Source organism: Rickettsia endosymbiont of Urophora cardui, assembly GCF_964030725.1.
Lineage (GTDB): Bacteria > Pseudomonadota > Alphaproteobacteria > Rickettsiales > Rickettsiaceae > Rickettsia.
Map to the genome: position 1 here is coordinate 1 of NZ_CAXIPY010000005.1, position 25,689 is coordinate 25,689.

The following is a 25,689-nucleotide window of genomic DNA, read 5'->3' on the forward strand; positions in this document are numbered from 1 at the left end:
TTCTTGCAATATCCAAAGGAGATTCGTAAGATTATTTACACTACAAATGCGATAGAATCGCTGAATAGCCAATTGAGAAAAGTTACTAAGAATAAACGCATCTTTCCAAATGATGACGCAGTATTTAAGGTTTTATATCTGACAATTGATTATATTACCAAAAAATGGTCTATGCCTATCCCCAACTGGAATGAAGCTATGGCTCATTTTATGATCAAATTTGATGGTAGGATTTAATGGCTCACGAAATTTACACAATTGATGAAACAGAGCCAGGTTTTGTTCTCCTTAGTCCTTGAATTTTCAATTGTAACCGACGCCAACCTAGCCATTTTTTCAATAACCCGTCTAACTGAAGTTTTGTCAAAACTTCAGGTCTAAAGATTTACATTATTAGAACAATATCTTTAACTTTAATGAACCTTGATGACTAGTATATTTGTTACGTAAATTACAGTGATACGTTGCAAGTAGCTCAATATTCTTATAAGATGCAAGTAAATTTGCACCTACAGTATAGCTGACTTTTGGTGTGCTATTGCTTGTAGTCTTCTCAAAGTAATTATCTGCCCAAATAAATCTAGCTTTCACCTTAGGTTGCTTATTGCTCAAACTATTTTCTATGGAAGCATGTAATCCCGGTACTATTTGAGCATCGTTTGATACTCTCTTAGGAGTAGTTATTTTTATACCTAGAATACCGGTAGTTAAGTTACCCGACGTACCTGCGATATACATATTATTCACGCCTGTACCGGTTTCGATATAAGAAGTATCTTTATACGTATTATATCTAATACCAATATTAGGCATTAAATTTATACCGTCCATGACAGAGAATTGATAACCGATATTACCCTCAAAACCGTAAGCTTTGCTTGTATATTTACCGCTAGCAGTCTTATACCTATTAGGTCCAACTTGTCTTAAATTCTTGGTGTTAATTTTACTGTTACTTGCTGAAAATATTTCTTGTAATATAAGACCGATACTAAATTGTTGTTGGCCGTATAGAGAAATAATATCGCTTTCTGCCGACAGTTTATCACCAGTGCTTGGATCTTTAAACCTAAAGTCAGCGTTCATACGGCTATATGCAATACCGACAAGACTATTTTCCCCGATATAAATATCACCACCGATAATACCGCCGGATACAGTGCCTTTATAGCTAGGATTACCTTGATGTGCATCTTGATTACTTGAACCAAAAGTACCGATAACCCATAATCCTTTTTTAGTAACTATAGGGCTTTCTTGATCACCCGCTGCAACTGCTACCATAGTACCACCTGATAGGTGATTATTAATGTTAGAAGTGACTACTTTATACATCATATTTGCTACATTAACCGCTCTTGTTCCTTGCTCGGTTAAATGCTCTACTACTTTTTTTATATTATCAGGTGCAACCTGAGCTAAATTTGTTGCAAATAATAAAGCTTGCTCTTGTTGTGTTTTACCCACTACAAAAGCATCATAATTAGCTATTTTAATCACTTCTTTTAGTTCAGCTTTATTCTTTACTAATTCTTGAGCCAGTTCTACCGCATATTTTTCAGGATTTTTTATAACAAGTGTAGATTTTTCTCGGATCACTTCTTTTTGCGCTGCCGATACAAAAGCATTTTCCGTATGTCCAACGATCATATTATTGATTGCCTCAGCTAATTGTTGTGACTCAGGTTTTTTAACATATTCCTCGTCTACTCTTATTGAGTTAGTTTGACATTGCTGATACTCTGCTTGCAGTTTTTGCTGTTCAGCTCTTTCATTAGCTTCACGTTCTGCTTGCAGTTTTTGCTGTTCAGCTCTTTCATTAGCTTCACGTTCTGCTTGCAGTTTTTGCTGTTCAGCTCTTTCATTAGCTTCACGTTCTGCTTGTAGTTTTTGCTGTTCAGCTCTTTCATTAGCTTCACGTTCTGCTTGCAGTTTTTGCTGTTCAGCTCTTTCATTAGCTTCACGTTCTGCTTGCAGTTTTTGCTGTTCAGCTCTTTCATTAGCTTCACGTTCTGCTTGCAGTTTTTGCTGTTCAGCTCTTTCATTAGCTTCACATTCTGCTTGCAGTTTTTGCTGTTCAGCTCTTTCATTAGCTTCACGTTCTGCTTGTAGTTTTTGCTGTTCAGCTCTTTCATTAGCTTCACGTTCTGCTTGTAGTTTTTGCTGTTCAGCTCTTTCATTAGCTTCACGTTCTGCTTGTAGTTTTTGCTGTTCAGCTACTGCATCTGCTTGAACTTTATTTTGAGCCTGCATCGCTTGTATTTGAACATCAACGCTTACTTGTGACTTTGCTACTTTTTGATCTAGTGTTCCCTGTTTTCTTTTGCTCTTTTTGCTTGTTACTGTCACATAACCATCGTCATGATCTGAAGCCATTACTAGTGTATCAACGTGTAATATTGATAAAAATACCAATATTATAATTCGTAACCCTATCTTATAATAACTTACTGTTTGATAAAATTTCATTTTTTAGTACTAATAAAATTAAGACTATGTCAAAACCACTCGACATATATTACAATAATTAAATAAAAATTTGTAATGCAAAGCAAGTAATAATTAACAAAATCAGGTATCCAACAAACCAAAACTTATGCTATAATTAAAAAAGTGATAAATTACTCACCTTACGCATTACGCAGCAGGGCTTTGTTGCATAAATAAGACTTGTAGAGGGTAAATTCCAGTATTAATTAAGCCAGATTTATATTTTCTTCCCATACCTCATTGGGTGTTTTATAACCGAGCACTTTTCTTGGTAAATTATTTAAAAAATCCTCAATTTCTTGTAATTGCTTTATTGTTAATTTTTTTATATCTAAAGATTTAGAGTATACTCTGTGCACCATTGAGTTAATCTTCTCTATCAATGGTTTTTGCCATGGAGAATAAGGATTGCAAAAATATACTTTTCGTTCAGATTTTGGCAATAGTTGTTCATGATTGGTAAATTCTTTGCCATTATCTAACGTTATGCTTTTGATTATATGCGACAATTGTTTAAGTTTTTTATTCATGTTACCAATCACATCTTGTGTTCTTTTTGAACGGTTTAAAGTGAGAAACACTTTTTGTGTTCTGATATCCACAAGAGCGCCTATATTACGACTTTGATTACCTTTGTTAAAAGTTAAATCACCTTCTAAATGACCTATTGCTGCTATCTTTCTATTTATCTCTGGTCTTTCAGTAATGGAAACTCGATTTGGTATTGTAATTCTTTTGTTTCTGATTCTTGTACCATGATGCAACCTATTTTTCCTTTTTCTTGCTAAAGATAAATATAATTTTTGCCTTTGTGCTATAGGAGATGTATAAATAAACTGGTATATACTCTCTGTAGAAATATTGACAGTATCTCGTAATAGTTTACGTCTACCTGAAATTATATCTGGTGAAATACCCTGTGTTAACTGCTTTATTATTTCTGCTCGTAAATTATTATCAATATCTAATTTTCTTTTTCTCTTACCTTGCCTTAAACTGCAAGCAAGTGTGTTAGCCCTATCTGGTCTATAATTATGCCTCATTCTCTTGAGTTCATAACATATAGTGCTTTTATCACGGCCAATCTTTGTCCCTATATATCGCGAGCTATAACCACTCTTATTCATTTCGTATATTTTAAATCTTTCATCTATCGTTAAATGAGCCATGATATATCTATATTTAAATGATGCTCCTCGCAGCAGAGCTACGAGGTATCTAAAAAAGTTTTAGTTGTTTCTTATGATATCACGAAGCAGAGCTTCGGGGAATTAAACCCTGAGAGATTAAACCCTGAGAGATTAAAAAATAATCCAGATTATATGAGATCTCGGAAGAAAGCCCCTTTTAGTAAATCACGCAAGTATTCTAAATATAAAATAACGAATTGGTCAGAATATAATAATTTTTTACGCAATAGGGGTCGCATAGATTTTATGATTGCCAGTGATTTGGCGATTGGCTGGTATGCTGATTACAGAGAGGAAATGAAACGAGGAAGACCTAGACGCTATAGTGATCACGCTATATTACAGTGTTTGAAGATCAGATGCTTATTCGGTCTTAAGTTACGCCAAACCCAAGGCTTTATAAACTGGCTCTTTGAAATATCGGGTTTATCTATTAGATGTCCAGACTATACAACATTAAGTAAGCGTATGAAGTCATTAGATCTTAGGTATTTACATGGAAATCAAGATAAAGAATTTAGTTGTATTTCAATGGATAGTACAGGGATACAAGCCTACACAGGGAACGAATGGCTAGAAAATAAGCATGGTAAGCAATATAAGCGTCGCATATGGAAAAAGCTACATATCGTTATAGAAGATCAAGGTATGATACTTGCCGATAAGTACCACAGAGCATACTATAGATGATAGATCACAGATTGGACTACTAATAGCTAATGTCAGAGCCAAGGATTTTCTGGGAGATCGAGGGTATGACGGTGAATCTACATATCAATTGTTGAGAAAGAAGAAGATAAAACCAGTTATTAGACCCCCAAACTCTTCAGTAAAAGTTCAATCGCTTAGGGATAAAACTGAGAGAGATGCAGCTGTTATATATCAACAAAACAAAGGATACCAAGCATGGAGGGTAAAGAATAATTATGGTAGAAGGGAGCGTGTAGAGAACACGTTCTTTCGATTTAAAACTTCTTTTGGTAGTAAGTTTCTATCAAGACATGATCAAAATATGACAAAAGAAATGTCTATTAAATGCCACTTATTAAACAAAATGTTTGAAATTGGTAAACCTATCTCTGTGCCTGTTGGCTAGGCTAGCATTGCGGGGTTAGGGGCAGTATATTCAAAAGCTTATTTATGCAACAAAGCCATAAGAAACAACTAAAACTTTTTTAGATACCTCGTAGCTCTGCTGCGAGGAGCATCATTAAATCATTTCTACCATTAATTAATAAAAACCCTACAAGCAAGCCTGAAATAAGCTATTCTGAGCTGTTAACAATAGTGCTTTTATACCATCAATCACCTTGTAAAAACTTTAAATATTTTTATATGTCCTATCTACAATTATATAAATCAGACTTTGTAACTCTTCCATCATATACTCGTTTTATAGCTCTAAAACCAAGAGTTCTGAGTTATTTAGTTTTATTACTTGAATGGTATATGCAGGCAGCTCAATCTACGGGAGTTTCTTATATTGACGCCACATCTTTAGAGGTTTGTCATCGAAAAAGAATCTCTCGTAATAAAGTCTTTGCCGGTATTGCTGCTTTGGGTAAAACAACAAAAAGTTGGTTTTTTGGTCTAAAATTACATTTGGTTATTAACGAAAAAGGTGAGATTCAAGGTCTAAAACTAACGCCTGGTAATGTAGATGATAGAGCGCCGGTTTCGATAATCACCCAACATATCACGGGATTATTGTTTGGCGATAAGGGTTATATCAAACAGGAGCTCTTTGATGATCTATACAGCAAAGGAATCAAGTTAGTAACTGGCATAAAGAAGAAAATGAAGAATAAACTTATGCCATTATTTGAAAAAATATTATTACGCAAACGCTCAATTATCGAAACAGTATTTAGTGTGCTGAAGGGTGCTTTCGAGATCGAACATACAAGACATAGATCAATTTGGAATGCCTTTGTACATATCTTATCCGCCCTAATTGCATACTGTATGAAACCTAACAAACCTGCTATATCTCAAAATTAGCTAATCCAGAATTCAGGTTATAAGCTTTCTATCTATCCCTTATCCTAAATTAGCGTTATAATGATACGCAGAAACATAATTTTTTAGTATGATTAAACTTCTATATCCTAAATTTTGGCAAAAGCGAAATATTATAGCTTATATATTATTCCCTATAAGTTGGATATATCAATTTCTAGGATTTTTGCGGCATGTTTTTGCACGTCCCGTTATATTACCTGGTAAAGTTATTTGTGTCGGTAATTGCAGCGTAGGCGGTACTGGTAAAACGCAGATAGTTATGTATCTAGCTAATTTACTGAAGACCCAAAATATAGATTTTGTTATAGTCACTAAAGCTTATGGTAGTAACCTTAAAGAAGCAACTATTGCAAAAGTAGAGCATGATGCTCTAGAAGTAGGTGATGAGTCTGTAATACTTGCAAAGCACGGCACAGTTATTGCTACTAAAAATATTAAGCAAATTTTACCTCTGATTCGTGAACTTAAGCCAAGCATAATAATAGTTGATGACTTTCTACAAAATCCTTATTTTCATAAAGATATCACTATAGTTTCTGTAGATAGCCAAAGGCTTTTCGGGAATAGATTTTTAATTCCTGCAGGTCCATTAAGAGAATATCCAAATAGAGCTTTAAGCGCTGCGGATTTAATTTTTTTAGTAGGTAATAATTCTGATGGAATACCAGTTAGTTTAGCTTCTTATGCCAATAAGTTAATACAAGCACAAATAGTAGCTTCAAGCGATATAGACAAAAATAAAAATTATTTTGCTTTTAGCGGCATAGGTAATCCTGAACGTTTCTTTCTTACCTTAAAAAATTATGGTTTGAATATAGTAGGGTATAAAATATTTCCTGATCATTATAATTATTTACAAGCAGATTTAGAAAATTTATCTCTACTTGCTAAAACAAATAATGCTACTCTTATCACTACGAGAAAAGATTACGTTAAGATTGGTGATTCGAGTGATATTATTGTATGCTTAGATGTGAAGTTATCTATTAATAATCCTAATTTACTTTATGAAAAAATTTTTAAAAAAGATTAGATATCTAATTGAGTATGCTATTATTATTATTTTTTTGAAGATAATTGGCATATTTGGTATAGATAAAGCAGCGGATATTTGCAGTTTTATAGCTCGCAAAATTGGTATATTATTTGCTGTTAATAAAATTGCTAGACGAAATATTAAAGCTGTTTTTGGTGATACGTTTGATGTAGAAAAAACTATAGACCAGACTTGGGATAATTTCGGTAGGTTCGTAGGCGAGTTTGCTTATATCAATGAAATGGATGAGTTAGAACTAGAACGCCGGATTGAGATAATAGGTTGGGAAAATATTAAAAAGCTAAAAGGGCAGCCTTTTTTATTTTTTACTGGTCATTTTGCTAATTGGGATATTGCTGTTAAAATTATTCATAAAATTTATCCTAAATTTGCTGTAATCTATCGTAAAGCTAATAATCCTTATGTTAATAAGCTGATTAATGAGAGTCGTGCTAGTTCTAAGCTAAGGCTCATTCCTAAAGGACCAGATGGTAGCAGAGCTCTAGTTAGAGCAATTAAAGGGCGTGAATCTATTGCTATGCTTGTTGATCAGAAAATGAATGACGGCATCGAAGTACCGTTTTTAGGTTATCCTGCCATGACTGCTAATGCTATTGCTAAAATAGCTTTACAGTATGGATATCCGATTGTGCCATGTCAAATTGTTAGGACTAAAGGTAGTTATTTTAAGCTAATAATCCATCCAAATTTAACCTGGGAGCAAACAGGCGATAGTAAAACAGATTGCTATAATATCATGCTTAATATTAACCAAATTTTGGGAAATTGGGTTAAACAAAATCCTAGCCAATGGTTCTGGTTTCATAATAGATGGAAAAAAATATAGTGAATGATGCTCCTCGCAGCAGAGCTACGAGGTATCTATCCAAAAAGCTTTAACTGTTTTTGTTGAAATGCTTTATAAGAAGGTTTGCCTGAATCTTGATTCTGTACATAGTCCGTCCGCCAAAACTCTACAAGCCTTATAGATAATATGGTTTTAAGACAAGAAGTAATACAACAATCCGTAAGAAAATGATAAAATATGGTCATAAACCTTATGGATTTCAGTCAATGCCAATAGACAACATTATCAAATCGCAAGAACAAGGGAAACTGTTTGGTTATAAATTAAAAGAAGAATTAAACCCAAATAATAAGCTATATAAATTAAGAGAATTAATAAATTGGTCTAGGCTCGAAGAGTGGTTATCAAAAAATGTTTGTATTAAGAAATTTGGTAGAAATAGAAAATGTCATAGAGTGATGCTTGGCATAACGATGCTACAAGCAATGTATAATTTTTCAGATTCATTATCAGAGGAAGAGCTAAAAGAGAATATGTATTGGCAGTATTTCTGCGGGTGGGAATATATAGAAAAAGACATAGCTATCTCGGAAACTAGTATACGACGGTTTCGTAGTGTATTAGGTGAAGCTGGATATAATGAGATATTATCGGAGTTGATCAGGGTTGGGATAAAAACTAACACAATTAAAAAAAAAGATTTGGAATTAATCATCGCTGATACGACTGTACAAATTAAGAATATCAAACACCCACACGATGTTTATTTAATGGATAAAGCTAGGCTTAGCATAGTAAAGCTTTGCAACAGTTTGGGTATACATTTGAATGAAACATACGCTAGAACCTATAAACGCGATATAGTAAAGCTATGGAAATATAAAGAACATAGTAAAGCCAAGAAGCGTTGGAAAATAATGAAGCATTTAAAAATATTACTGGGTCGTTTGATTAGAGTATGTGAGCGTGAGATCAAAAATAAGCAATTAAACTTGTCTCTCAAAAATCAAGAAGTATTGCAAAAAATAAAACAAATACATAACCAATCTGTTTTAAAAAGAGAAGCTAAAAAGCAATATAAAGAAGATAACAAAGTATTATATAGTTTTCATGCCCCTGAAGTAGAGTGTATAGGAAAGGGAAAACGCAACAAGCCATATGAGTTTGGCAATAAAGTAGCGGTAGTAGTAAGTGGTCGTAGAAATTTTGTTTTATCCGCAAAATCGTTTCATAATAATCCTTATGATGGTCATACATTGCATCAGAGCTTTGAAGCAGTAGAGAGTGTCACTGGAATCAAGATAAAGAAATCATTTGTTGATCTTGGGTATAGTGGTAGCAATGTAAAGGAGAAGAGTAAGGTATATACCCCAAAAACGCGGAAGAAGTTGTTACAAGAGGACAAGTCTATGATCAAGAGACGCAGTGCCATAGAACCAATAATAGGTCACTTAAAGCAATATGGTCGGATGGGTAGAAACTTCTTGAAAGGTATGATAGGAGATATTATCAATCCAATAATCTCTGCTATTGGTTTGAATTTACGATGCATTGCAAATCATTTACAAATCGTGTCTAACTCCACATAAATCAAAAATATCATCATGCAAAAACTAGATGAACGATAAAAAATCGTTAACAATAGCTCCATATCAAAATTAGACCAACACAGAAATGTATCAGTAAAAATTAACATAACTTATTAATTTTTATTGAAAATCTTAGCAATTTGTTGTCAAAACTCTATCCCATTACAAATGATCAGGATTTGAAGTGTTTTTGGCGGATAGACTACATAATTACGTAATTTCTGCTCATCACCATGTTTACCTACTGTGCTCATAAAATATCCTTTACTCCAAAACTCACTTCCCCATAATTTTTCTTTAAGATTTGGATATTTCTCAAACATTTTTCTTAGAAGTAATACTTTTTATGATTTGAGTTATTTTTGTTGGGCTATACATTGGTATTGACTGTAATAAAAAATGTACGTGATCTTTATCTACTCCTATTTCTAAAAATCTAATTTCATAACGATCTTCTATGTGCTCACAAATTTTACACAAATAATCATCTAGTTCTTGATTGAATATTACTCTTCTATACTTTGCCGGCGTTACTAAATGATATATGAGTACTGTGACATTATGACTCTTATGTATATAACTGCTTTCTTCCATTCAAGTAGTATATCACGAAGCAGAGCTTCGGGGAATTAAACCCTAAGAGATTAATAGATTTTTATACTAAAAATGTAGAAACATTAAGAAATAATATGGGTATACTTATAGTTTAAAAAAATACTAAAAAGTAACTAAAAGCACTTGATTATTTTAATTACTGTTGATAGTATGTAAAACGTGAATGATGTTTAAACTCCATTATTGCAAAACAGCTTATTAAGCCTTTAGTGCATACTTTATGCTAGGGGACTGCTGCACTAAGTATTTTTACTTAATGCAGTGGATAATTATTGTTTTCAATGATTGAGTTTATCCCCTAGCACCTGTGCCTATCTAAAATATATCCCATTTTTAGCAATTATATATTATTAGTATCCTTTAGTAGTTGCTCTACCTTTAAGGCATTGTCAAATCCGTGATCGTAATGAAATCTTATATCGGGTGAGTATTTCATATTTATCTTGCCTGTTACAAAATTTCTGATAGCATTTTTGGAATTATTTAGGCTTTCGGTAATTTCTTGAGGCGTTAGTTTAGTGTTAAAAGGTAGAAAATAGCAATTGGCTATTTTTAAATCGGCAGTAACTATAATTTTTGTTATCGTAAGAGGAAAATCGTAAAGTCTAGGATCAAGCATTTTACCACGATGTAAAATCTCAATTAATGCTTTATTTATTATACTTGCTACTTTTTGCTGTCTATGAGAGTTTTCTGAGGTTAATTTTTTCATGGCTATTTATATAATATATAGTTCTGCAATATAATAGCAGGCTTTTGCTAAACAACCAAGCCCCAAAAATTTTGAAAATTTTGTTTTAAAAAAACCAGAAAATAAGGAAATAAAGCTTCCCCAAAAAGGAAACGCCATTAGAAGAAGTATAAATATCTCATATTTATAAAAAAGTTGTGCTAAATTTTTATGCCTTAAGATATTTTGTTCATTTTTAGAAGAGTAGAAAATATTTAAAGCACATTTACCAAAAATATAATTAACTATATTACCACCAAGAGAAGCACAAGTAGCTACTATAAACATTACAGGGTAACTATAGTTACCAAACATTTTCATAGAATGAAAAATTAATTCACGCTGAAAACCGATGAATAAGTTTGAGACAAAACTATCAACAAATAATAAACTAAATGCTTCAAATTGTTCCATAAATACTGTAATGTTTTTAAATTATTTATAATTAAACATCAAAAAATAGTAATCAGCAATGAAAAAACAAATTATATACCCAGATTTTATAGCACGTATTTTTTCTACGGCACTTGATTTATCGTTATTTGCTTTCATAGCAATTCCAATTTTACAATTTTGTTTCTTTTATCTAATGGTTTTTTTCTACCGTGATTACTTCCAGAGCTATAATATTGACTTGCATAATCAAAGCGAGGTGCTTAAATCTGTTATGAGTCAAGAATTTTATGAATATCTTAAAGCAGGAAATTTTAATCAATATATTTTATTTAATGTTTCAATTTTACTAATTAATTTAACAGTGATAGGTTCATATTTTATAGGTTTTTGGTATTATAAAGGAGCAACCATTGGTAAAATATTTATGCGTATGAGAATAGTAGATGCAAGCAACTTTAACCGTCCGACCCTTAAACAGTTAATTAAAAGATTCCTTGGATATATGACATTTCCGATCGGTATTTTCTTCATACTTTTCTCTTCTCAAAAACAAGCATTACATGATAAAATAGCTGGAACCGTCGTAATAAAGGCTTAATATGAACGATAATAACGAGATAGACCAGCTAATTTATCTATTTTCTAAGCTTCCTGGACTTGGTGGCTTTGTTGCATAAATAAGCTTTTGAATATACTGCCCCTGGCTTTGTTGCATAAATAAGATTTGTAGAGCAAGAGTGGTGATAATCTGGTAAGATGTCCTGAATTAAAAATAATCCAGATTATATGAGATCTCGGAAGAAAGCCCCTTTTAGTAAATCACGCAAGTATTCTAAATATAAAATAACGAATTGGTCAGAATATAATAATTTTTTACGCAATAGGGGTCGCATAGATTTTATGATTGCCAGTGATTTGGCGATTGGCTGGTATGCTGATTACAGAGAGGAAATGAAACGAGGAAGACCTAGACGCTATAGTGATCACGCTATATTACAGTGTTTGAAGATCAGATGCTTATTCGGTCTTAAGTTACGCCAAACCCAAGGCTTTATAAACTGGCTCTTTGAAATATCGGGTTTATCTATTAGATGTCCAGACTATACAACATTAAGTAAGCGTATGAAGTCATTAGATCTTAGGTATTTACATGGAAATCAAGATAAAGAATTTAGTTGTATTTCAATGGATAGTACAGGGATACAAGCCTACACAGGGAACGAATGGCTAGAAAATAAGCATGGTAAGCAATATAAGCGTCGCATATGGAAAAAGCTACATATCGTTATAGAAGATCAAGGTATGATACTTGCCGATAGTACCACAGAGCATACTATAGATGATAGATCACAGATTGGACTACTAATAGCTAATGTCAGAGCCAAGGATTTTCTGGGAGATCGAGGGTATGACGGTGAATCTACATATCAATTGTTGAGAAAGAAGAAGATAAAACCAGTTATTAGACCCCCAAACTCTTCAGTAAAAGTTCAATCGCTTAGGGATAAAACTGAGAGAGATGCAGCTGTTATATATGGCTTTGTTGCATAAATAAAATTTGTAGAGCAAGAGTGGTGATAATCTGGTAAGATGTCCTGAACTAAACAACCCTCAGCTATAAGCTGAGGGGTTATAAAGTGGAATCGATTAGAAATCGATCATCATTCACAGGTTCACCTTCCTGTTCATCAATATAGTGCTGTATCATTTCATCAGTTATATTACCTGAACTGACTGCCATATAGCCCCTAGCCCACAAATGATTGCCCCAAAATTGTTTTCGTAAATGAGTAAATTCTTGCAATAAAATTCTTGAGCTAATGCCTTTTAAATACTGTACTAACTTGCTAAGAGATATTTGCGGCTTATATGAGATAAACATATGTACGTGATCACATGATATTTTCCCTGAAATTATATGTACTTCATGTTCCATGCAAATCTGCCTCAGTAAATCTCTAGTCCTTTCCGATACTTTGCCTATCAATATTCTCTTCCTATATTTTGGTATCCATATAAGATGCACTTTTAAATCATACTGACTATGACTATTCTTTCTATAACTTCTCATATTTCTTGATATAAATTCATTGCTAAAGCAATTTCATTATATCTTCCCTTCGCCTAAAGGCGAGGGATTTTTGATCCCCGAAGGGGGACATTAAAAAATAATCCAGATTATATGAGATCTCGGAAGAAAGCCCCTTTTAGTAAATCACGCAAGTATTCTAAATATAAAATAACGAATTGGTCAGAATATAATAATTTTTTACGCAATAGGGGTCGCATAGATTTTATGATTGCCAGTGATTTGGCGATTATGCTGATTACAGAGAGGAAATGAAACGAGGAAGACCTAGACGCTATAGTGATCACGCTATATTACAGTGTTTGAAGATCAGATGCTTATTCGGTCTTAAGTTACGCCAAACCCAAGGCTTGGAAAGTTCTATAATTAATTAAGCCAGATATAATCAATTTTTAATCTCTCAGGGTTTAATTCCCCGAAGCTCTGCTTCGTGATATCATAAGAAACAACTAAAACTTTTTTAGATACCTCGTAGCTCTGCTGCGAGGAGCATCATTTAAATATAGATATATCATGGCTCATTTAACGATAGATGAAAGATTTAAAATATACGAAATGAATAAGAGTGGTTATAGCTCGCGATATATAGGGACAAAGATTGGCCGTGATAAAAGCACTATATGTTATGAACTCAAGAGAATGAGGCATAATTATAGACCAGATAGGGCTAACACACTTGCTTGCAGTTTAAGGCAAGGTAAGAGAAAAAGAAAATTAGATATTGATAATAATTTACGAGCAGAAATAATAAAGCAGTTAACACAGGGTATTTCACCAGATATAATTTCAGGTAGACGTAAACTATCACGAGATACTGTCAATATTTCTACAGAGAGTATATACCAGTTTATTTATACATCTCCTATAGCACAAAGGCAAAAATTATATTTATCTTTAGCAAGAAAAAGGAAAAATAGGTTGCATCATGGTACAAGAATCAGAAACAAAAGAATTACAATACCAAATCGAGTTTCCATTACTGAAAGACCAGAGATAAATAGAAAGATAGCAGCAATAGGTCATTTAGAAGGTGATTTAACTTTTAACAAAGGTAATCAAAGTCGTAATATAGGCGCTCTTGTGGATATCAGAACACAAAAAGTGTTTCTCACTTTAAACCGTTCAAAAAGAACACAAGATGTGATTGGTAACATGAATAAAAAACTTAAACAATTGTCGCATATAATCAAAAGCATAACGTTAGATAATGGCAAAGAATTTACCAATCATGAACAACTATTGCCAAAATCTGAACGAAAAGTATATTTTTGCAATCCTTATTCTCCATGGCAAAAACCATTGATAGAGAAGATTAACTCAATGGTGCACAGAGTATACTCTAAATCTTTAGATATAAAAAAATTAACAATAAAGCAATTACAAGAAATTGAGGATTTTTTAAATAATTTACCAAGAAAAGTGCTCGGTTATAAAACACCCAATGAGGTATGGCTTTGTTGCATAAATAAGCTTTTGAATATACTGCCCCTAACCCCGCAATGCTAGCCTAGCCAACAGGCACAGAGATAGGTTTACCAATTTCAAACATTTTGTTTAATAAGTGGCATTTAATAGACATTTCTTTTGTCATATTTTGATCATGTCTTGATAGAAACTTACTACCAAAAGAAGTTTTAAATCGAAAGAACGTGTTCTCTACACGCTCCCTTCTACCATAATTATTCTTTACCCTCCATGCTTGGTATCCTTTGTTTTGTTGATATATAACAGCTGCATCTCTCTCAGTTTTATCCCTAAGCGATTGAACTTTTACTGAAGAGTTTGGGGGTCTAATAACTGGTTTTATCTTCTTCTTTCTCAACAATTGATATGTAGATTCACCGTCATACCCTCGATCTCCCAGAAAATCCTTGGCTCTGACATTAGCTATTAGTAGTCCAATCTGTGATCTATCATCTATAGTATGCTCTGTGGTACTATCGGCAAGTATCATACCTTGATCTTCTATAACGATATGTAGCTTTTTCCATATGCGACGCTTATATTGCTTACCATGCTTATTTTCTAGCCATTCGTTCCCTGTGTAGGCTTGTATCCCTGTACTATCCATTGAAATACAACTAAATTCTTTATCTTGATTTCCATGTAAATACCTAAGATCTAATGACTTCATACGCTTACTTAATGTTGTATAGTCTGGACATCTAATAGATAAACCCGATATTTCAAAGAGCCAGTTTATAAAGCCTTGGGTTTGGCGTAACTTAAGACCGAATAAGCATCTGATCTTCAAACACTGTAATATAGCGTGATCACTATAGCGTCTAGGTCTTCCTCGTTTCATTTCCTCTCTGTAATCAGCATACCAGCCAATCGCCAAATCACTGGCAATCATAAAATCTATGCGACCCCTATTGCGTAAAAAATTATTATATTCTGACCAATTCGTTATTTTATATTTAGAATACTTGCGTGATTTACTAAAAGGGGCTTTCTTCCGAGATCTCATATAATCTGGATTATTTTTAATTCAGGACATCTTACCAGATTATCACCACTCTTGCTCTACAAATCTTATTTATGCAACAAAGCCGGACGGACTAGTTAGTCTATCCGCCAAAAACACTTCAAATCCTGATCATTTGTAATGGGATAGAGTTTTGACAACAAATTGCTAAGATTTTCAATAAAAATTAATAAGTTATGTTAATTTTTACTGATACATTTCTGTGTTGGTCTAATTTTGATATGGAGCTATTGTTAACGATTTTTTATCGTTCATCTAGTTTTTGCATGATGATATTTTTGATTTATGTGGAGTTAGACACGATTTGTAAATGATTTGCAATGCATCGTAAATTCAAACCAATAGCAGAGATTATTGGATTGATAATATCTCCTATCATACCTTTCAAGAAGTTTCTACCCATCCGACCATATTGCTTTAAGTGACCTATTATTGGTTCTATGGCACTGCGTCTCTTGATCATAGACTTGTCCTCTTGTAACAACTTCTTCCGCGTTTTTGGGGTATATACCTTACTCTTCTCCTTTACATTGCTACCACTATACCCAAGATCAACAAATGATTTCTTTATCTTGATTCCAGTGACACTCTCTACTGCTTCAAAGCTCTGATGCAATGTATGACCATCATAAGGATTATTATGAAACGATTTTGCGGATAAAACAAAATTTCTACGACCACTTACTACTACCGCTACTTTATTGCCAAACTCATATGGCTTGTTGCGTTTTCCCTTTCCTATACACTCTACTTCAGGGGCATGAAAACTATATAATACTTTGTTATCTTCTTTATATTGCTTTTTAGCTTCTCTTTTTAAAACAGATTGGTTATGTATTTGTTTTATTTTTTGCAATACTTCTTGATTTTTGAGAGACAAGTTTAATTGCTTATTTTTGATCTCACGCTCACAGGAAAGTTCTATAATTAATTAAGCCAGATATAATCAATTTTTAATTAAATATAGATATATCATGGCTCATTTAACGATAGATGAAAGATTTAAAATATACGAAATGAATAAGAGTGGTTATAGCTCGCGATATATAGGGACAAAGATTGGCCGTGATAAAAGCACTATATGTTATGAACTCAAGAGAATGAGGCATAATTATAGACCAGATAGGGCTAACACACTTGCTTGCAGTTTAAGGCAAGGTAAGAGAAAAAGAAAATTAGATATTGATAATAATTTACGAGCAGAAATAATAAAGCAGTTAACACAGGGTATTTCACCAGATATAATTTCAGGTAGACGTAAACTATCACGAGATACTGTCAATATTTCTACAGAGAGTATATACCAGTTTATTTATACATCTCCTATAGCACAAAGGCAAAAATTATATTTATCTTTAGCAAGAAAAAGGAAAAATAGGTTGCATCATGGTACAAGAATCAGAAACAAAAGAATTACAATACCAAATCGAGTTTCCATTACTGAAAGACCAGAGATAAATAGAAAGATAGCAGCAATAGGTCATTTAGAAGGTGATTTAACTTTTAACAAAGGTAATCAAAGTCGTAATATAGGCGCTCTTGTGGATATCAGAACACAAAAAGTGTTTCTCACTTTAAACCGTTCAAAAAGAACACAAGATGTGATTGGTAACATGAATAAAAAACTTAAACAATTGTCGCATATAATCAAAAGCATAACGTTAGATAATGGCAAAGAATTTACCAATCATGAACAACTATTGCCAAAATCTGAACGAAAAGTATATTTTTGCAATCCTTATTCTCCATGGCAAAAACCATTGATAGAGAAGATTAACTCAATGGTGCACAGAGTATACTCTAAATCTTTAGATATAAAAAAATTAACAATAAAGCAATTACAAGAAATTGAGGATTTTTTAAATAATTTACCAAGAAAAGTGCTCGGTTATAAAACACCCAATGAGGTATGGGAAGAAAATATAAATCTGGCTTAATTAATACTGGAATTTACCTGAGCTCGGCCCGTGCGTGCCTGACAGCGTTCAATACCACAAGTTTGTTTTAATTCTCGATGATAAACCTCTATAGACCAACGTGCCTTAACAATTTTCTCTATTTGCTCACGTGTGGGATTTTCCAAGTTCGTTGTTATGTAATCAATGCGACCGGCTTTGTTGCATAAATAAGATTTGTAGAGCAAGAGTGGTGATAATCTGGTAAGATGTCCTGAATTAAAAATAATCCAGATTATATGAGATCTCGGAAGAAAGCCCCTTTTAGTAAATCACGCAAGTATTCTAAATATAAAATAACGAATTGGTCAGAATATAATAATTTTTTACGCAATAGGGGTCGCATAGATTTTATGATTGCCAGTGATTTGGCGATTGGCTGGTATGCTGATTACAGAGAGGAAATGAAACGAGGAAGACCTAGACGCTATAGTGATCACGCTATATTACAGTGTTTGAAGATCAGATGCTTATTCGGTCTTAAGTTACGCCAAACCCAAGGCTTTATAAACTGGCTCTTTGAAATATCGGGTTTATCTATTAGATGTCCAGACTATACAACATTAAGTAAGCGTATGAAGTCATTAGATCTTAGGTATTTACATGGAAATCAAGATAAAGAATTTAGTTGTATTTCAATGGATAGTACAGGGATACAAGCCTACACAGGGAACGAATGGCTAGAAAATAAGCATGGTAAGCAATATAAGCGTCGCATATGGAAAAAGCTACATATCGTTATAGAAGATCAAGGTATGATACTTGCCGATAGTACCACAGAGCATACTATAGATGATAGATCACAGATTGGACTACTAATAGCTAATGTCAGAGCCAAGGATTTTCTGGGAGATCGAGGGTATGACGGTGAATCTACATATCAATTGTTGAGAAAGAAGAAGATAAAACCAGTTATTAGACCCCCAAACTCTTCAGTAAAAGTTCAATCGCTTAGGGATAAAACTGAGAGAGATGCAGCTGTTATATATCAACAAAACAAAGGATACCAAGCATGGAGGGTAAAGAATAATTATGGTAGAAGGGAGCGTGTAGAGAACACGTTCTTTCGATTTAAAACTTCTTTTGGTAGTAAGTTTCTATCAAGACATGATCAAAATATGACAAAAGAAATGTCTATTAAATGCCACTTATTAAACAAAATGTTTGAAATTGGTAAACCTATCTCTGTGCCTGTTGGCTAGGCTAGCATTGCGGGGTTAGGGGCAGTATATTCAAAAGCTTATTTATGCAACAAAGCCAGTCCGTCCGCCAAAACTCTACAAGCCTTATAGATAATATGGTTTTAAGACAAGAAGTAATACAACAATCCGTAAGAAAATGATAAAATATGGTCATAAACCTTATGGATTTCAGTCAATGCCAATAGACAACATTATCAAATCGCAAGAACAAGGGAAACTGTTTGGTTATAAATTAAAAGAAGAATTAAACCCAAATAATAAGCTATATAAATTAAGAGAATTAATAAATTGGTCTAGGCTCGAAGAGTGGTTATCAAAAAATGTTTGTATTAAGAAATTTGGTAGAAATAGAAAATGTCATAGAGTGATGCTTGGCATAACGATGCTACAAGCAATGTATAATTTTTCAGATTCATTATCAGAGGAAGAGCTAAAAGAGAATATGTATTGGCAGTATTTCTGCGGGTGGGAATATATAGAAAAAGACATAGCTATCTCGGAAACTAGTATACGACGGTTTCGTAGTGTATTAGGTGAAGCTGGATATAATGAGATATTATCGGAGTTGATCAGGGTTGGGATAAAAACTAACACAATTAAAAAAAAAGATTTGGAATTAATCATCGCTGATACGACTGTACAAATTAAGAATATCAAACACCCACACGATGTTTATTTAATGGATAAAGCTAGGCTTAGCATAGTAAAGCTTTGCAACAGTTTGGGTATACATTTGAATGAAACATACGCTAGAACCTATAAACGCGATATAGTAAAGCTATGGAAATATAAAGAACATAGTAAAGCCAAGAAGCGTTGGAAAATAATGAAGCATTTAAAAATATTACTGGGTCGTTTGATTAGAGTATGTGAGCGTGAGATCAAAAATAAGCAATTAAACTTGTCTCTCAAAAATCAAGAAGTATTGCAAAAAATAAAACAAATACATAACCAATCTGTTTTAAAAAGAGAAGCTAAAAAGCAATATAAAGAAGATAACAAAGTATTATATAGTTTTCATGCCCCTGAAGTAGAGTGTATAGGAAAGGGAAAACGCAACAAGCCATATGAGTTTGGCAATAAAGTAGCGGTAGTAGTAAGTGGTCGTAGAAATTTTGTTTTATCCGCAAAATCGTTTCATAATAATCCTTATGATGGTCATACATTGCATCAGAGCTTTGAAGCAGTAGAGAGTGTCACTGGAATCAAGATAAAGAAATCATTTGTTGATCTTGGGTATAGTGGTAGCAATGTAAAGGAGAAGAATAAGGTATATACCCCAAAAACGCGGAAGAAGTTGTTACAAGAGGACAAGTCTATGATCAAGAGACGCAGTGCCATAGAACCAATAATAGGTCACTTAAAGCAATATGGTCGGATGGGTAGAAACTTCTTGAAAGGTATGATAGGAGATATTATCAATCCAATAATCTCTGCTATTGGTTTGAATTTACGATGCATTGCAAATCATTTACAAATCGTGTCTAACTCCACATAAATCAAAAATATCATCATGCAAAAACTAGATGAACGATAAAAAATCGTTAACAATAGCTCCATATCAAAATTAGACCAACACAGAAATGTATCAGTAAAAATTAACATAACTTATTAATTTTTATTGAAAATCTTAGCAATTTGTTGTCAAAACTCTATCCCATTACAAATGATCAGGATTTGAAGTGTTTTTGGCGGATAGACTAACTACTCATCCCAACTTTGGCAATTTTACCAAAAACTCTATTACTAGAAGTGCGCTTAGCATGACAAATAGATAGTTTTGTTGAATCAATAAAATATATTCCTGTATCTTCACCTCGTAGTAATTGCAACATTATTGACAATGGCAATATTAACCTTGGCCATAATTGTACTATTCTACTATAACATGGTAAATTAAAGTAACCCTTATATTTATGCGGTAAGTAGTATAAATAATAGTTTTTAAAGTCCTTGCAAGGCGATAGATAAAAATATATGACTATTGTCATCAATTCTGCAAGACTTAATTTTCCTATTCTATGCCTTTGCTGATTTGTTGATAATAGACGGTGTTCTATCCATTCTTCATATATTTTACAAAAATTATCTACTAAATAATATACAGTTATGATACATCTTTTCATGTTGAGTTACTGATCTTTTATTAAAAAAATCTATCATAACTCAACACTAAACAACCCTCAGCTATAAGCTGAGGGGTTATAAAGTGGAATCGATTAGAAATCGATCATCATTTACTGGCTCACCTTCTTGTTCATCAATATACTGCTGTATCATTTCGTCAGTAATATTACCTGAACTCACTGCCATATATCCTCTAGCCCAAAAATGATTACCCCAAAATTGTTTCCTTAAATGAGCAAATTCTTGCAATAATATTCTTGAGCTACTCCCTTTTAGATATTGTACAAGCTTACTTAAAGCCACTTGAGGACGGTATGAAATAAATATATGAACATGATCACAAGATACTTTACCTGAAATTATATATGCTTCATGTTCCATGCAAATTTGCCTTAATAAATCCCTGACTCTCTCAGCTACTTTTCCTACCAATGCTCTTTTTCTATACTTTGGTATCCATATAATATGTACTTTTAAATCATACTGGCTATGACTATTTTTTCTATAACTTCTCATATCTTTTTATAAATTCGTTGCTAAAGCAACTTCATTATATCTTCCCTTCGCCTGAAGGCGAGGGATTTTTTATCCCCGTAGGGGGACATTAATCTCCCAGGAGTTTCGCACTTAGCAAAATTGTGTATTAGTTAGAAGCCATTTAATGTTGTTCTGAATTGATGTTTTTATAACTTCCCAAGTTTGTTGATATAAAGTAATGTTTTCATTTATCCTCCTTTTGTTCATATCAAGCCAGGCCAATACAGCAAGGCAAATATGATTTCTTTGAGCTCGACCCGTGCGTGCCTGACAGCATTCAATACCACAAGTTTGTTTCAATTCTCGATGATAAACTTCTATAGACCAACGCGCCTTAACAATTTTCTCTATTTGCTCACGTGTAGGATTCTCTAAATTAGTTGTTATGTAATCAATGCGACCATTTTTTGCCACAAACTTAAATACCGTAACCCAACCGTATCCACGTAGGTGAATTTTTAGCCCTTCATCGGGAATCTCTAAAGTTTCCAAGCTAACATTACGATTAACTTTTCTATTTTTTCTTAGGTTGGTAACCCATATCCAACCTAAATTACGTATATGTTTTAAATTATCCAAACCACTATACCAAGCATCCATAACTATAGCATCAGGCTTGATACCTCTTTCTTTAGCTAAAGTAAGCATATCACAAAAATGCTCGTTCTTTGTTTTACCATCAGTTTCTTTATCATATATTCTATAATCTACAGGAGTAGATTGATCAATTTGAGTATTGTAATGCAGTAAGTTTACCATTCCTATACCAGGTATAACATCATGTACAGCCCCAGAATATTGATAATTTACAAGCTCGATCCTCTTACTGTATTGCTTTGACAATAAGGTGTCATCTCCCACTAATAAACAAGGATCTTCCAGATCAATATATTTTGACACTTTGCTATAGATTTCGCTAGGGCGAAAATCCTTACTCTTTAACCATCGACTTGCACTATCGTGCGATAGATCTAATGGACTTACTTCAGATAATGCTTTGCTAGTATATCTTACACTACTTGCTTGTAAGAATGATTTATATAAATCTTTGCTACATTTTGATCTTGTCATTTTTATCTAAAACTATTTTTCTCTAGATTAGCATATTATTTGCTAAGTGCGAAACTCCTGTCTCCTTTAAACCCTTTATCTATAAGCTTTCTATCTATCCCTTATCCTAAATTAGCGTTAAAACAATTCAAAATTGGAAAAAACAGTTTTTAGGTAATGCGGCATTAGCTTTTGAACCAGCTAAAGTTTTGAGTGAATATCAAGAACAAATAAATCATTTACAAGAGCAAAATGATGCACTTGCTAAAGCTCTTGGTAGAATCACAGTTGAGAGGGACTGGCCGTGGGAAAGCTCAAAAGCTTGGATTTATCAAATAAAAAGAGTCTTGTACACTCCAAGCTAAATCAACTCTCAAAATCAAGACAGTGTGAACTATTAAAGATTAGTCGATCTACAGCCTACTATAAATCCAAGGAGATGAGTATAAATAAATTAAGTATTTTAAATAGAATAGATGAAATATATACAGATAATCCTGAATTTGGTTATCGCTATATTCATCAACAGTTACTAGAAGATGGTTTTATTGTCGGTAAAGATCGAGTACTGAAATATATGAGGATGATGGGTATAGAAGCTATTTACCCACATAAGAAAAAATCTACTTCTCGAAACGATAGTGAGCATAAGATCTATAGCTACTTACTTGATCAATATTGGACTAAATCTGGCTCAACAAAGCAAGTGTATGTGCCTAATGTGAATGAGGTTTGGAGTGGTGACATTACTTACATTAGAACTAATGGTGGCTTTATGTATATGGCAGCTATTATAGATTGGCATAGCAAGGCCATATTGAGCTATAAACTGTCAAATTCTATGGATGCATCTCTTGTAACTGATGTCTTGAAACAAGCTTGATGAACGAACATTAGAATTACCCATGACGAATATTAAAATTACCCATTTTTGAGTAAAAAATATTGGGTAAATTCCAGTATTAATTAAGCCAGATTTATATTTTCTTCCCATACCTCATTGGGTGTTTTATAACCGAGCACTTTTCTTGGTAAATTATTTAAAAAATCCTCAATTTCTTGTAATTGCTTTATTGTTAATTTTTTTATATCTAAAGATTTAGAGTATACTCTGTGCACCATTGAGTTAATCTTCTCTATCAATGGTTTTTGCCATGGAGAATAAGGATTGCAAAAATATACTTTTCGTTCAGATTTTGGCAATAGTTGTTCATGATTGGTCAATTCTTTGCCATTATCTAACGTTATGCTTTTGATTATATGCGACAATTGTTTAAGTTTTTTATTCATGTTACCAATCACATCTTGTGTTCTTTTTGAACGGTTTAAAGTGAGAAACACTTTTTGTGTTCTGATATCCACAAGAGCGCCTATATTACGACTTTGATTACCTTTGTTAAAAGTTAAATCACCTTCTAAATGACCTATTGCTGCTATCTTTCTATTTATCTCTGGTCTTTCAGTAATGGAAACTCGATTTGGTATTGTAATTCTTTTGTTTCTGATTCTTGTACCATGATGCAACCTATTTTTCCTTTTTCTTGCTAAAGATAAATATAATTTTTGCCTTTGTGCTATAGGAGATGTATAAATAGGCTCTGTCTCATCAATTGTGTAAATTTCGTGAACCATTAAATTCTACCATCAAATTTGATCATAAAATGAGCCATAGCTTCATTCCAATTGGGGATAGGCATAGACCATTTTTTGGTAATATAATCAATTGTCAGATATAAAACTTTAAATAGTCCGTCCGCCAAAACTCTACAAGCCTTATAGATAATATGGTTTTAAGACAAGAAGTAATACAACAATCCGTAAGAAAATGATAAAATATGGTCATAAACCTTATGGATTTCAGTCAATGCCAATAGACAACATTATCAAATCGCAAGAACAAGGGAAACTGTTTGGTTATAAATTAAAAGAAGAATTAAACCCAAATAATAAGCTATATAAATTAAGAGAATTAATAAATTGGTCTAGGCTCGAAGAGTGGTTATCAAAAAATGTTTGTATTAAGAAATTTGGTAGAAATAGAAAATGTCATAGAGTGATGCTTGGCATAACGATGCTACAAGCAATGTATAATTTTTCAGATTCATTATCAGAGGAAGAGCTAAAAGAGAATATGTATTGGCAGTATTTCTGCGGGTGGGAATATATAGAAAAAGACATAGCTATCTCGGAAACTAGTATACGACGGTTTCGTAGTGTATTAGGTGAAGCTGGATATAATGAGATATTATCGGAGTTGATCAGGGTTGGGATAAAAACTAACACAATTAAAAAAAAAGATTTGGAATTAATCATCGCTGATACGACTGTACAAATTAAGAATATCAAACACCCACACGATGTTTATTTAATGGATAAAGCTAGGCTTAGCATAGTAAAGCTTTGCAACAGTTTGGGTATACATTTGAATGAAACATACGCTAGAACCTATAAACGCGATATAGTAAAGCTATGGAAATATAAAGAACATAGTAAAGCCAAGAAGCGTTGGAAAATAATGAAGCATTTAAAAATATTACTGGGTCGTTTGATTAGAGTATGTGAGCGTGAGATCAAAAATAAGCAATTAAACTTGTCTCTCAAAAATCAAGAAGTATTGCAAAAAATAAAACAAATACATAACCAATCTGTTTTAAAAAGAGAAGCTAAAAAGCAATATAAAGAAGATAACAAAGTATTATATAGTTTTCATGCCCCTGAAGTAGAGTGTATAGGAAAGGGAAAACGCAACAAGCCATATGAGTTTGGCAATAAAGTAGCGGTAGTAGTAAGTGGTCGTAGAAATTTTGTTTTATCCGCAAAATCGTTTCATAATAATCCTTATGATGGTCATACATTGCATCAGAGCTTTGAAGCAGTAGAGAGTGTCACTGGAATCAAGATAAAGAAATCATTTGTTGATCTTGGGTATAGTGGTAGCAATGTAAAGGAGAAGAGTAAGGTATATACCCCAAAAACGCGGAAGAAGTTGTTACAAGAGGACAAGTCTATGATCAAGAGACGCAGTGCCATAGAACCAATAATAGGTCACTTAAAGCAATATGGTCGGATGGGTAGAAACTTCTTGAAAGGTATGATAGGAGATATTATCAATCCAATAATCTCTGCTATTGGTTTGAATTTACGATGCATTGCAAATCATTTACAAATCGTGTCTAACTCCACATAAATCAAAAATATCATCATGCAAAAACTAGATGAACGATAAAAAATCGTTAACAATAGCTCCATATCAAAATTAGACCAACACAGAAATGTATCAGTAAAAATTAACATAACTTATTAATTTTTATTGAAAATCTTAGCAATTTGTTGTCAAAACTCTATCCCATTACAAATGATCAGGA

General features: G+C 33.0%; 27 protein-coding genes and 6 pseudogenes. 19 read left to right on the plus strand and 14 right to left on the minus strand.

Features of this window, described 5'->3' with window-relative positions; genetic code table 11:
- Positions 1-237: transposase (locus tag AAHI98_RS06405; protein WP_342225396.1), on the plus strand; the 237-nt coding region annotated here is incomplete at its 5' end.
- Positions 238-393: 156 nt separating this feature from the next.
- Here AAHI98_RS06405 and AAHI98_RS06410 read toward each other — a convergent pair.
- Together AAHI98_RS06410 and AAHI98_RS06415 are read right to left on the minus strand one after the other, a co-directional pair.
- A complete protein-coding gene (locus tag AAHI98_RS06410) occupies positions 394-2,469 on the minus strand; it encodes an autotransporter outer membrane beta-barrel domain-containing protein (RefSeq protein ID WP_342225397.1) in 2,076 nt (691 codons plus the stop codon).
- A 227-nt stretch (positions 2,470-2,696) separates the two neighbouring features.
- Entirely contained in the window at positions 2,697-3,659 is a 963-nt protein-coding gene (locus AAHI98_RS06415; RefSeq protein WP_342225398.1) for an IS30 family transposase, read from the minus strand.
- Between the two features lie 153 nt (positions 3,660-3,812).
- Between AAHI98_RS06415 and AAHI98_RS06420 the strand changes: the two genes are divergently transcribed.
- The 6 genes from AAHI98_RS06420 (at position 3,813) to AAHI98_RS06445 (ending at position 9,135) form a co-directional block, all read left to right on the plus strand.
- On the plus strand, positions 3,813-4,370 hold the full coding sequence (locus AAHI98_RS06420) for an IS5 family transposase (protein ID WP_342225399.1): 558 nt from the start codon (positions 3,813-3,815) through the stop codon (positions 4,368-4,370).
- A complete protein-coding gene (locus AAHI98_RS06425; protein ID WP_342225400.1) occupies positions 4,336-4,776 on the plus strand; it encodes a transposase in 441 nt (146 codons plus the stop codon). The genes AAHI98_RS06420 and AAHI98_RS06425 overlap by 35 nt, the downstream gene beginning before the upstream one ends.
- A 110-nt stretch (positions 4,777-4,886) precedes the next feature.
- Entirely contained in the window at positions 4,887-5,681 is a 795-nt protein-coding gene (locus AAHI98_RS06430) for an IS982 family transposase (RefSeq protein WP_458693695.1), read from the plus strand.
- A gap of 88 nt (positions 5,682-5,769) precedes the next feature.
- Positions 5,770-6,735, plus strand: a complete 966-nt coding sequence (gene lpxK / locus AAHI98_RS06435) for a tetraacyldisaccharide 4'-kinase (RefSeq protein WP_342225401.1) — start codon at positions 5,770-5,772, stop codon at positions 6,733-6,735.
- On the plus strand, positions 6,710-7,585 hold the full coding sequence (locus AAHI98_RS06440; protein ID WP_342225402.1) for an LpxL/LpxP family acyltransferase: 876 nt from the start codon (positions 6,710-6,712) through the stop codon (positions 7,583-7,585). Before lpxK ends, AAHI98_RS06440 begins: the two co-directional genes overlap by 26 nt.
- A 188-nt stretch (positions 7,586-7,773) precedes the next feature.
- Positions 7,774-9,135 carry an IS5 family transposase gene (locus AAHI98_RS06445; protein WP_342224717.1) on the plus strand — a complete coding sequence of 454 codons (1,362 nt, stop codon included), beginning with the start codon at positions 7,774-7,776 and terminating at the stop codon, positions 9,133-9,135.
- A gap of 146 nt (positions 9,136-9,281) precedes the next feature.
- Here the strand turns inward: AAHI98_RS06445 and tnpA (AAHI98_RS06450) are convergent.
- From tnpA (AAHI98_RS06450) to AAHI98_RS06460, 3 genes and pseudogenes are all read right to left on the minus strand, one after another.
- Positions 9,282-9,729, minus strand: a pseudogene (gene tnpA, locus AAHI98_RS06450) (IS200/IS605 family transposase).
- Positions 9,730-10,090: 361 nt separating this feature from the next.
- The gene (gene rbfA / locus AAHI98_RS06455) at positions 10,091-10,462 is read right to left on the minus strand and encodes a 30S ribosome-binding factor RbfA (protein ID WP_342225403.1); all 372 of its coding nucleotides are present in this window, start codon (positions 10,460-10,462) and stop codon (positions 10,091-10,093) included.
- A gap of 6 nt (positions 10,463-10,468) precedes the next feature.
- Positions 10,469-10,894 (minus strand): YqaA family protein, encoded by a 426-nt coding sequence (locus AAHI98_RS06460; RefSeq protein ID WP_342225404.1) that lies wholly within the window; start codon positions 10,892-10,894, stop codon positions 10,469-10,471.
- Positions 10,895-10,952: 58 nt separating this feature from the next.
- Here AAHI98_RS06460 and AAHI98_RS06465 point away from each other — a divergent pair, with 58 nt between their 5' ends.
- From AAHI98_RS06465 to AAHI98_RS06475, 3 genes and pseudogenes are all read left to right on the plus strand, one after another.
- Positions 10,953-11,474 (plus strand): RDD family protein, encoded by a 522-nt coding sequence (locus tag AAHI98_RS06465; protein WP_342225405.1) that lies wholly within the window; start codon positions 10,953-10,955, stop codon positions 11,472-11,474.
- A gap of 1 nt (position 11,475) precedes the next feature.
- A pseudogene (locus AAHI98_RS06470) lies at positions 11,476-11,538 on the plus strand (recombination mediator RecR); the annotation flags it as partial.
- 124 nt (positions 11,539-11,662) lie between these two features.
- Entirely contained in the window at positions 11,663-12,427 is a 765-nt protein-coding gene (locus AAHI98_RS06475; RefSeq protein ID WP_342225406.1) for an IS5 family transposase, read from the plus strand.
- Positions 12,428-12,506: 79 nt separating this feature from the next.
- On the opposite strand, the gene tnpA (AAHI98_RS06480) is transcribed toward AAHI98_RS06475, so the two are convergent.
- Complete coding sequence (tnpA, locus tag AAHI98_RS06480) at positions 12,507-12,947, minus strand: IS200/IS605 family transposase (RefSeq protein ID WP_095568239.1); 441 nt, start codon at positions 12,945-12,947, stop codon at positions 12,507-12,509.
- A gap of 111 nt (positions 12,948-13,058) precedes the next feature.
- On the opposite strand from tnpA (AAHI98_RS06480), the gene AAHI98_RS06485 reads away from it, so the two are divergent.
- The 3 genes from AAHI98_RS06485 (at position 13,059) to AAHI98_RS06495 (ending at position 14,471) form a co-directional block, all read left to right on the plus strand.
- A complete protein-coding gene (locus AAHI98_RS06485; protein WP_342225407.1) occupies positions 13,059-13,220 on the plus strand; it encodes a hypothetical protein in 162 nt (53 codons plus the stop codon).
- On the plus strand, positions 13,217-13,339 hold the full coding sequence (locus AAHI98_RS06490; protein ID WP_342225408.1) for a transposase: 123 nt from the start codon (positions 13,217-13,219) through the stop codon (positions 13,337-13,339). The genes AAHI98_RS06485 and AAHI98_RS06490 overlap by 4 nt, the downstream gene beginning before the upstream one ends.
- A gap of 139 nt (positions 13,340-13,478) precedes the next feature.
- Positions 13,479-14,471, plus strand: coding sequence for an IS30 family transposase (locus tag AAHI98_RS06495; protein ID WP_342225409.1), 993 nt, complete (start codon positions 13,479-13,481; stop codon positions 14,469-14,471).
- Between the two features lies 1 nt (position 14,472).
- Here AAHI98_RS06495 and AAHI98_RS06500 read toward each other — a convergent pair whose 3' ends face one another.
- Together AAHI98_RS06500 and AAHI98_RS06505 are read right to left on the minus strand one after the other, a co-directional pair.
- Positions 14,473-15,435 carry an IS5 family transposase gene (locus AAHI98_RS06500; RefSeq protein WP_342224734.1) on the minus strand — a complete coding sequence of 321 codons (963 nt, stop codon included), beginning with the start codon at positions 15,433-15,435 and terminating at the stop codon, positions 14,473-14,475.
- A gap of 301 nt (positions 15,436-15,736) precedes the next feature.
- Positions 15,737-16,309, minus strand: coding sequence for a transposase (locus AAHI98_RS06505; RefSeq protein ID WP_342225410.1), 573 nt, complete (start codon positions 16,307-16,309; stop codon positions 15,737-15,739).
- A 118-nt stretch (positions 16,310-16,427) separates the two neighbouring features.
- Between AAHI98_RS06505 and AAHI98_RS06510 the strand changes: the two genes are divergently transcribed.
- Positions 16,428-17,390, plus strand: a complete 963-nt coding sequence (locus AAHI98_RS06510) for an IS30 family transposase (protein WP_342224646.1) — start codon at positions 16,428-16,430, stop codon at positions 17,388-17,390.
- Between the two features lie 11 nt (positions 17,391-17,401).
- Here AAHI98_RS06510 and AAHI98_RS06515 read toward each other — a convergent pair.
- A pseudogene (locus tag AAHI98_RS06515) lies at positions 17,402-17,569 on the minus strand (transposase); the annotation flags it as partial.
- Positions 17,570-17,647: 78 nt separating this feature from the next.
- Between AAHI98_RS06515 and AAHI98_RS06520 the strand changes: the two are divergent.
- The gene (locus AAHI98_RS06520) at positions 17,648-18,610 is read left to right on the plus strand and encodes an IS5 family transposase (RefSeq protein WP_342224734.1); all 963 of its coding nucleotides are present in this window, start codon (positions 17,648-17,650) and stop codon (positions 18,608-18,610) included.
- A gap of 136 nt (positions 18,611-18,746) precedes the next feature.
- Positions 18,747-20,108, plus strand: coding sequence for an IS5 family transposase (locus AAHI98_RS06525; RefSeq protein ID WP_342225412.1), 1,362 nt, complete (start codon positions 18,747-18,749; stop codon positions 20,106-20,108).
- 205 nt (positions 20,109-20,313) lie between these two features.
- On the opposite strand, the pseudogene AAHI98_RS06530 reads toward AAHI98_RS06525, so the two are convergent.
- From AAHI98_RS06530 to AAHI98_RS06540, 3 genes and pseudogenes are all read right to left on the minus strand, one after another.
- Positions 20,314-20,736, minus strand: a pseudogene (locus AAHI98_RS06530) (transposase); the annotation flags it as partial.
- Between the two features lie 76 nt (positions 20,737-20,812).
- Positions 20,813-21,253: an IS200/IS605 family transposase gene (gene tnpA, locus AAHI98_RS06535; RefSeq protein WP_342225002.1), complete on the minus strand. Its 441-nt coding sequence runs from the start codon at positions 21,251-21,253 to the stop codon at positions 20,813-20,815.
- A gap of 111 nt (positions 21,254-21,364) precedes the next feature.
- Complete coding sequence (locus AAHI98_RS06540; protein ID WP_342224656.1) at positions 21,365-22,345, minus strand: IS701 family transposase; 981 nt, start codon at positions 22,343-22,345, stop codon at positions 21,365-21,367.
- A gap of 188 nt (positions 22,346-22,533) precedes the next feature.
- Here AAHI98_RS06540 and AAHI98_RS06545 point away from each other — a divergent pair, with 188 nt between their 5' ends.
- Complete coding sequence (locus tag AAHI98_RS06545; protein WP_342225413.1) at positions 22,534-22,689, plus strand: hypothetical protein; 156 nt, start codon at positions 22,534-22,536, stop codon at positions 22,687-22,689.
- On the plus strand, positions 22,647-23,207 hold the full coding sequence (locus AAHI98_RS06550) for a DDE-type integrase/transposase/recombinase (protein ID WP_342225414.1): 561 nt from the start codon (positions 22,647-22,649) through the stop codon (positions 23,205-23,207). The genes AAHI98_RS06545 and AAHI98_RS06550 overlap by 43 nt, the downstream gene beginning before the upstream one ends.
- Positions 23,208-23,290: 83 nt before the next feature.
- Here the strand turns inward: AAHI98_RS06550 and AAHI98_RS06555 are convergent.
- Both AAHI98_RS06555 and AAHI98_RS06560 read right to left on the minus strand, forming a co-directional pair.
- Positions 23,291-23,917 (minus strand): annotated as a pseudogene (locus AAHI98_RS06555) (IS30 family transposase); the annotation flags it as partial.
- 38 nt (positions 23,918-23,955) lie between these two features.
- Positions 23,956-24,078 (minus strand): annotated as a pseudogene (locus AAHI98_RS06560) (IS256 family transposase); the annotation flags it as partial.
- 71 nt (positions 24,079-24,149) lie between these two features.
- Here AAHI98_RS06560 and AAHI98_RS06565 point away from each other — a divergent pair.
- Entirely contained in the window at positions 24,150-25,511 is a 1,362-nt protein-coding gene (locus tag AAHI98_RS06565) for an IS5 family transposase (RefSeq protein ID WP_342224717.1), read from the plus strand.
- The last annotated feature ends 178 nt before the right edge of the window (positions 25,512-25,689 follow it).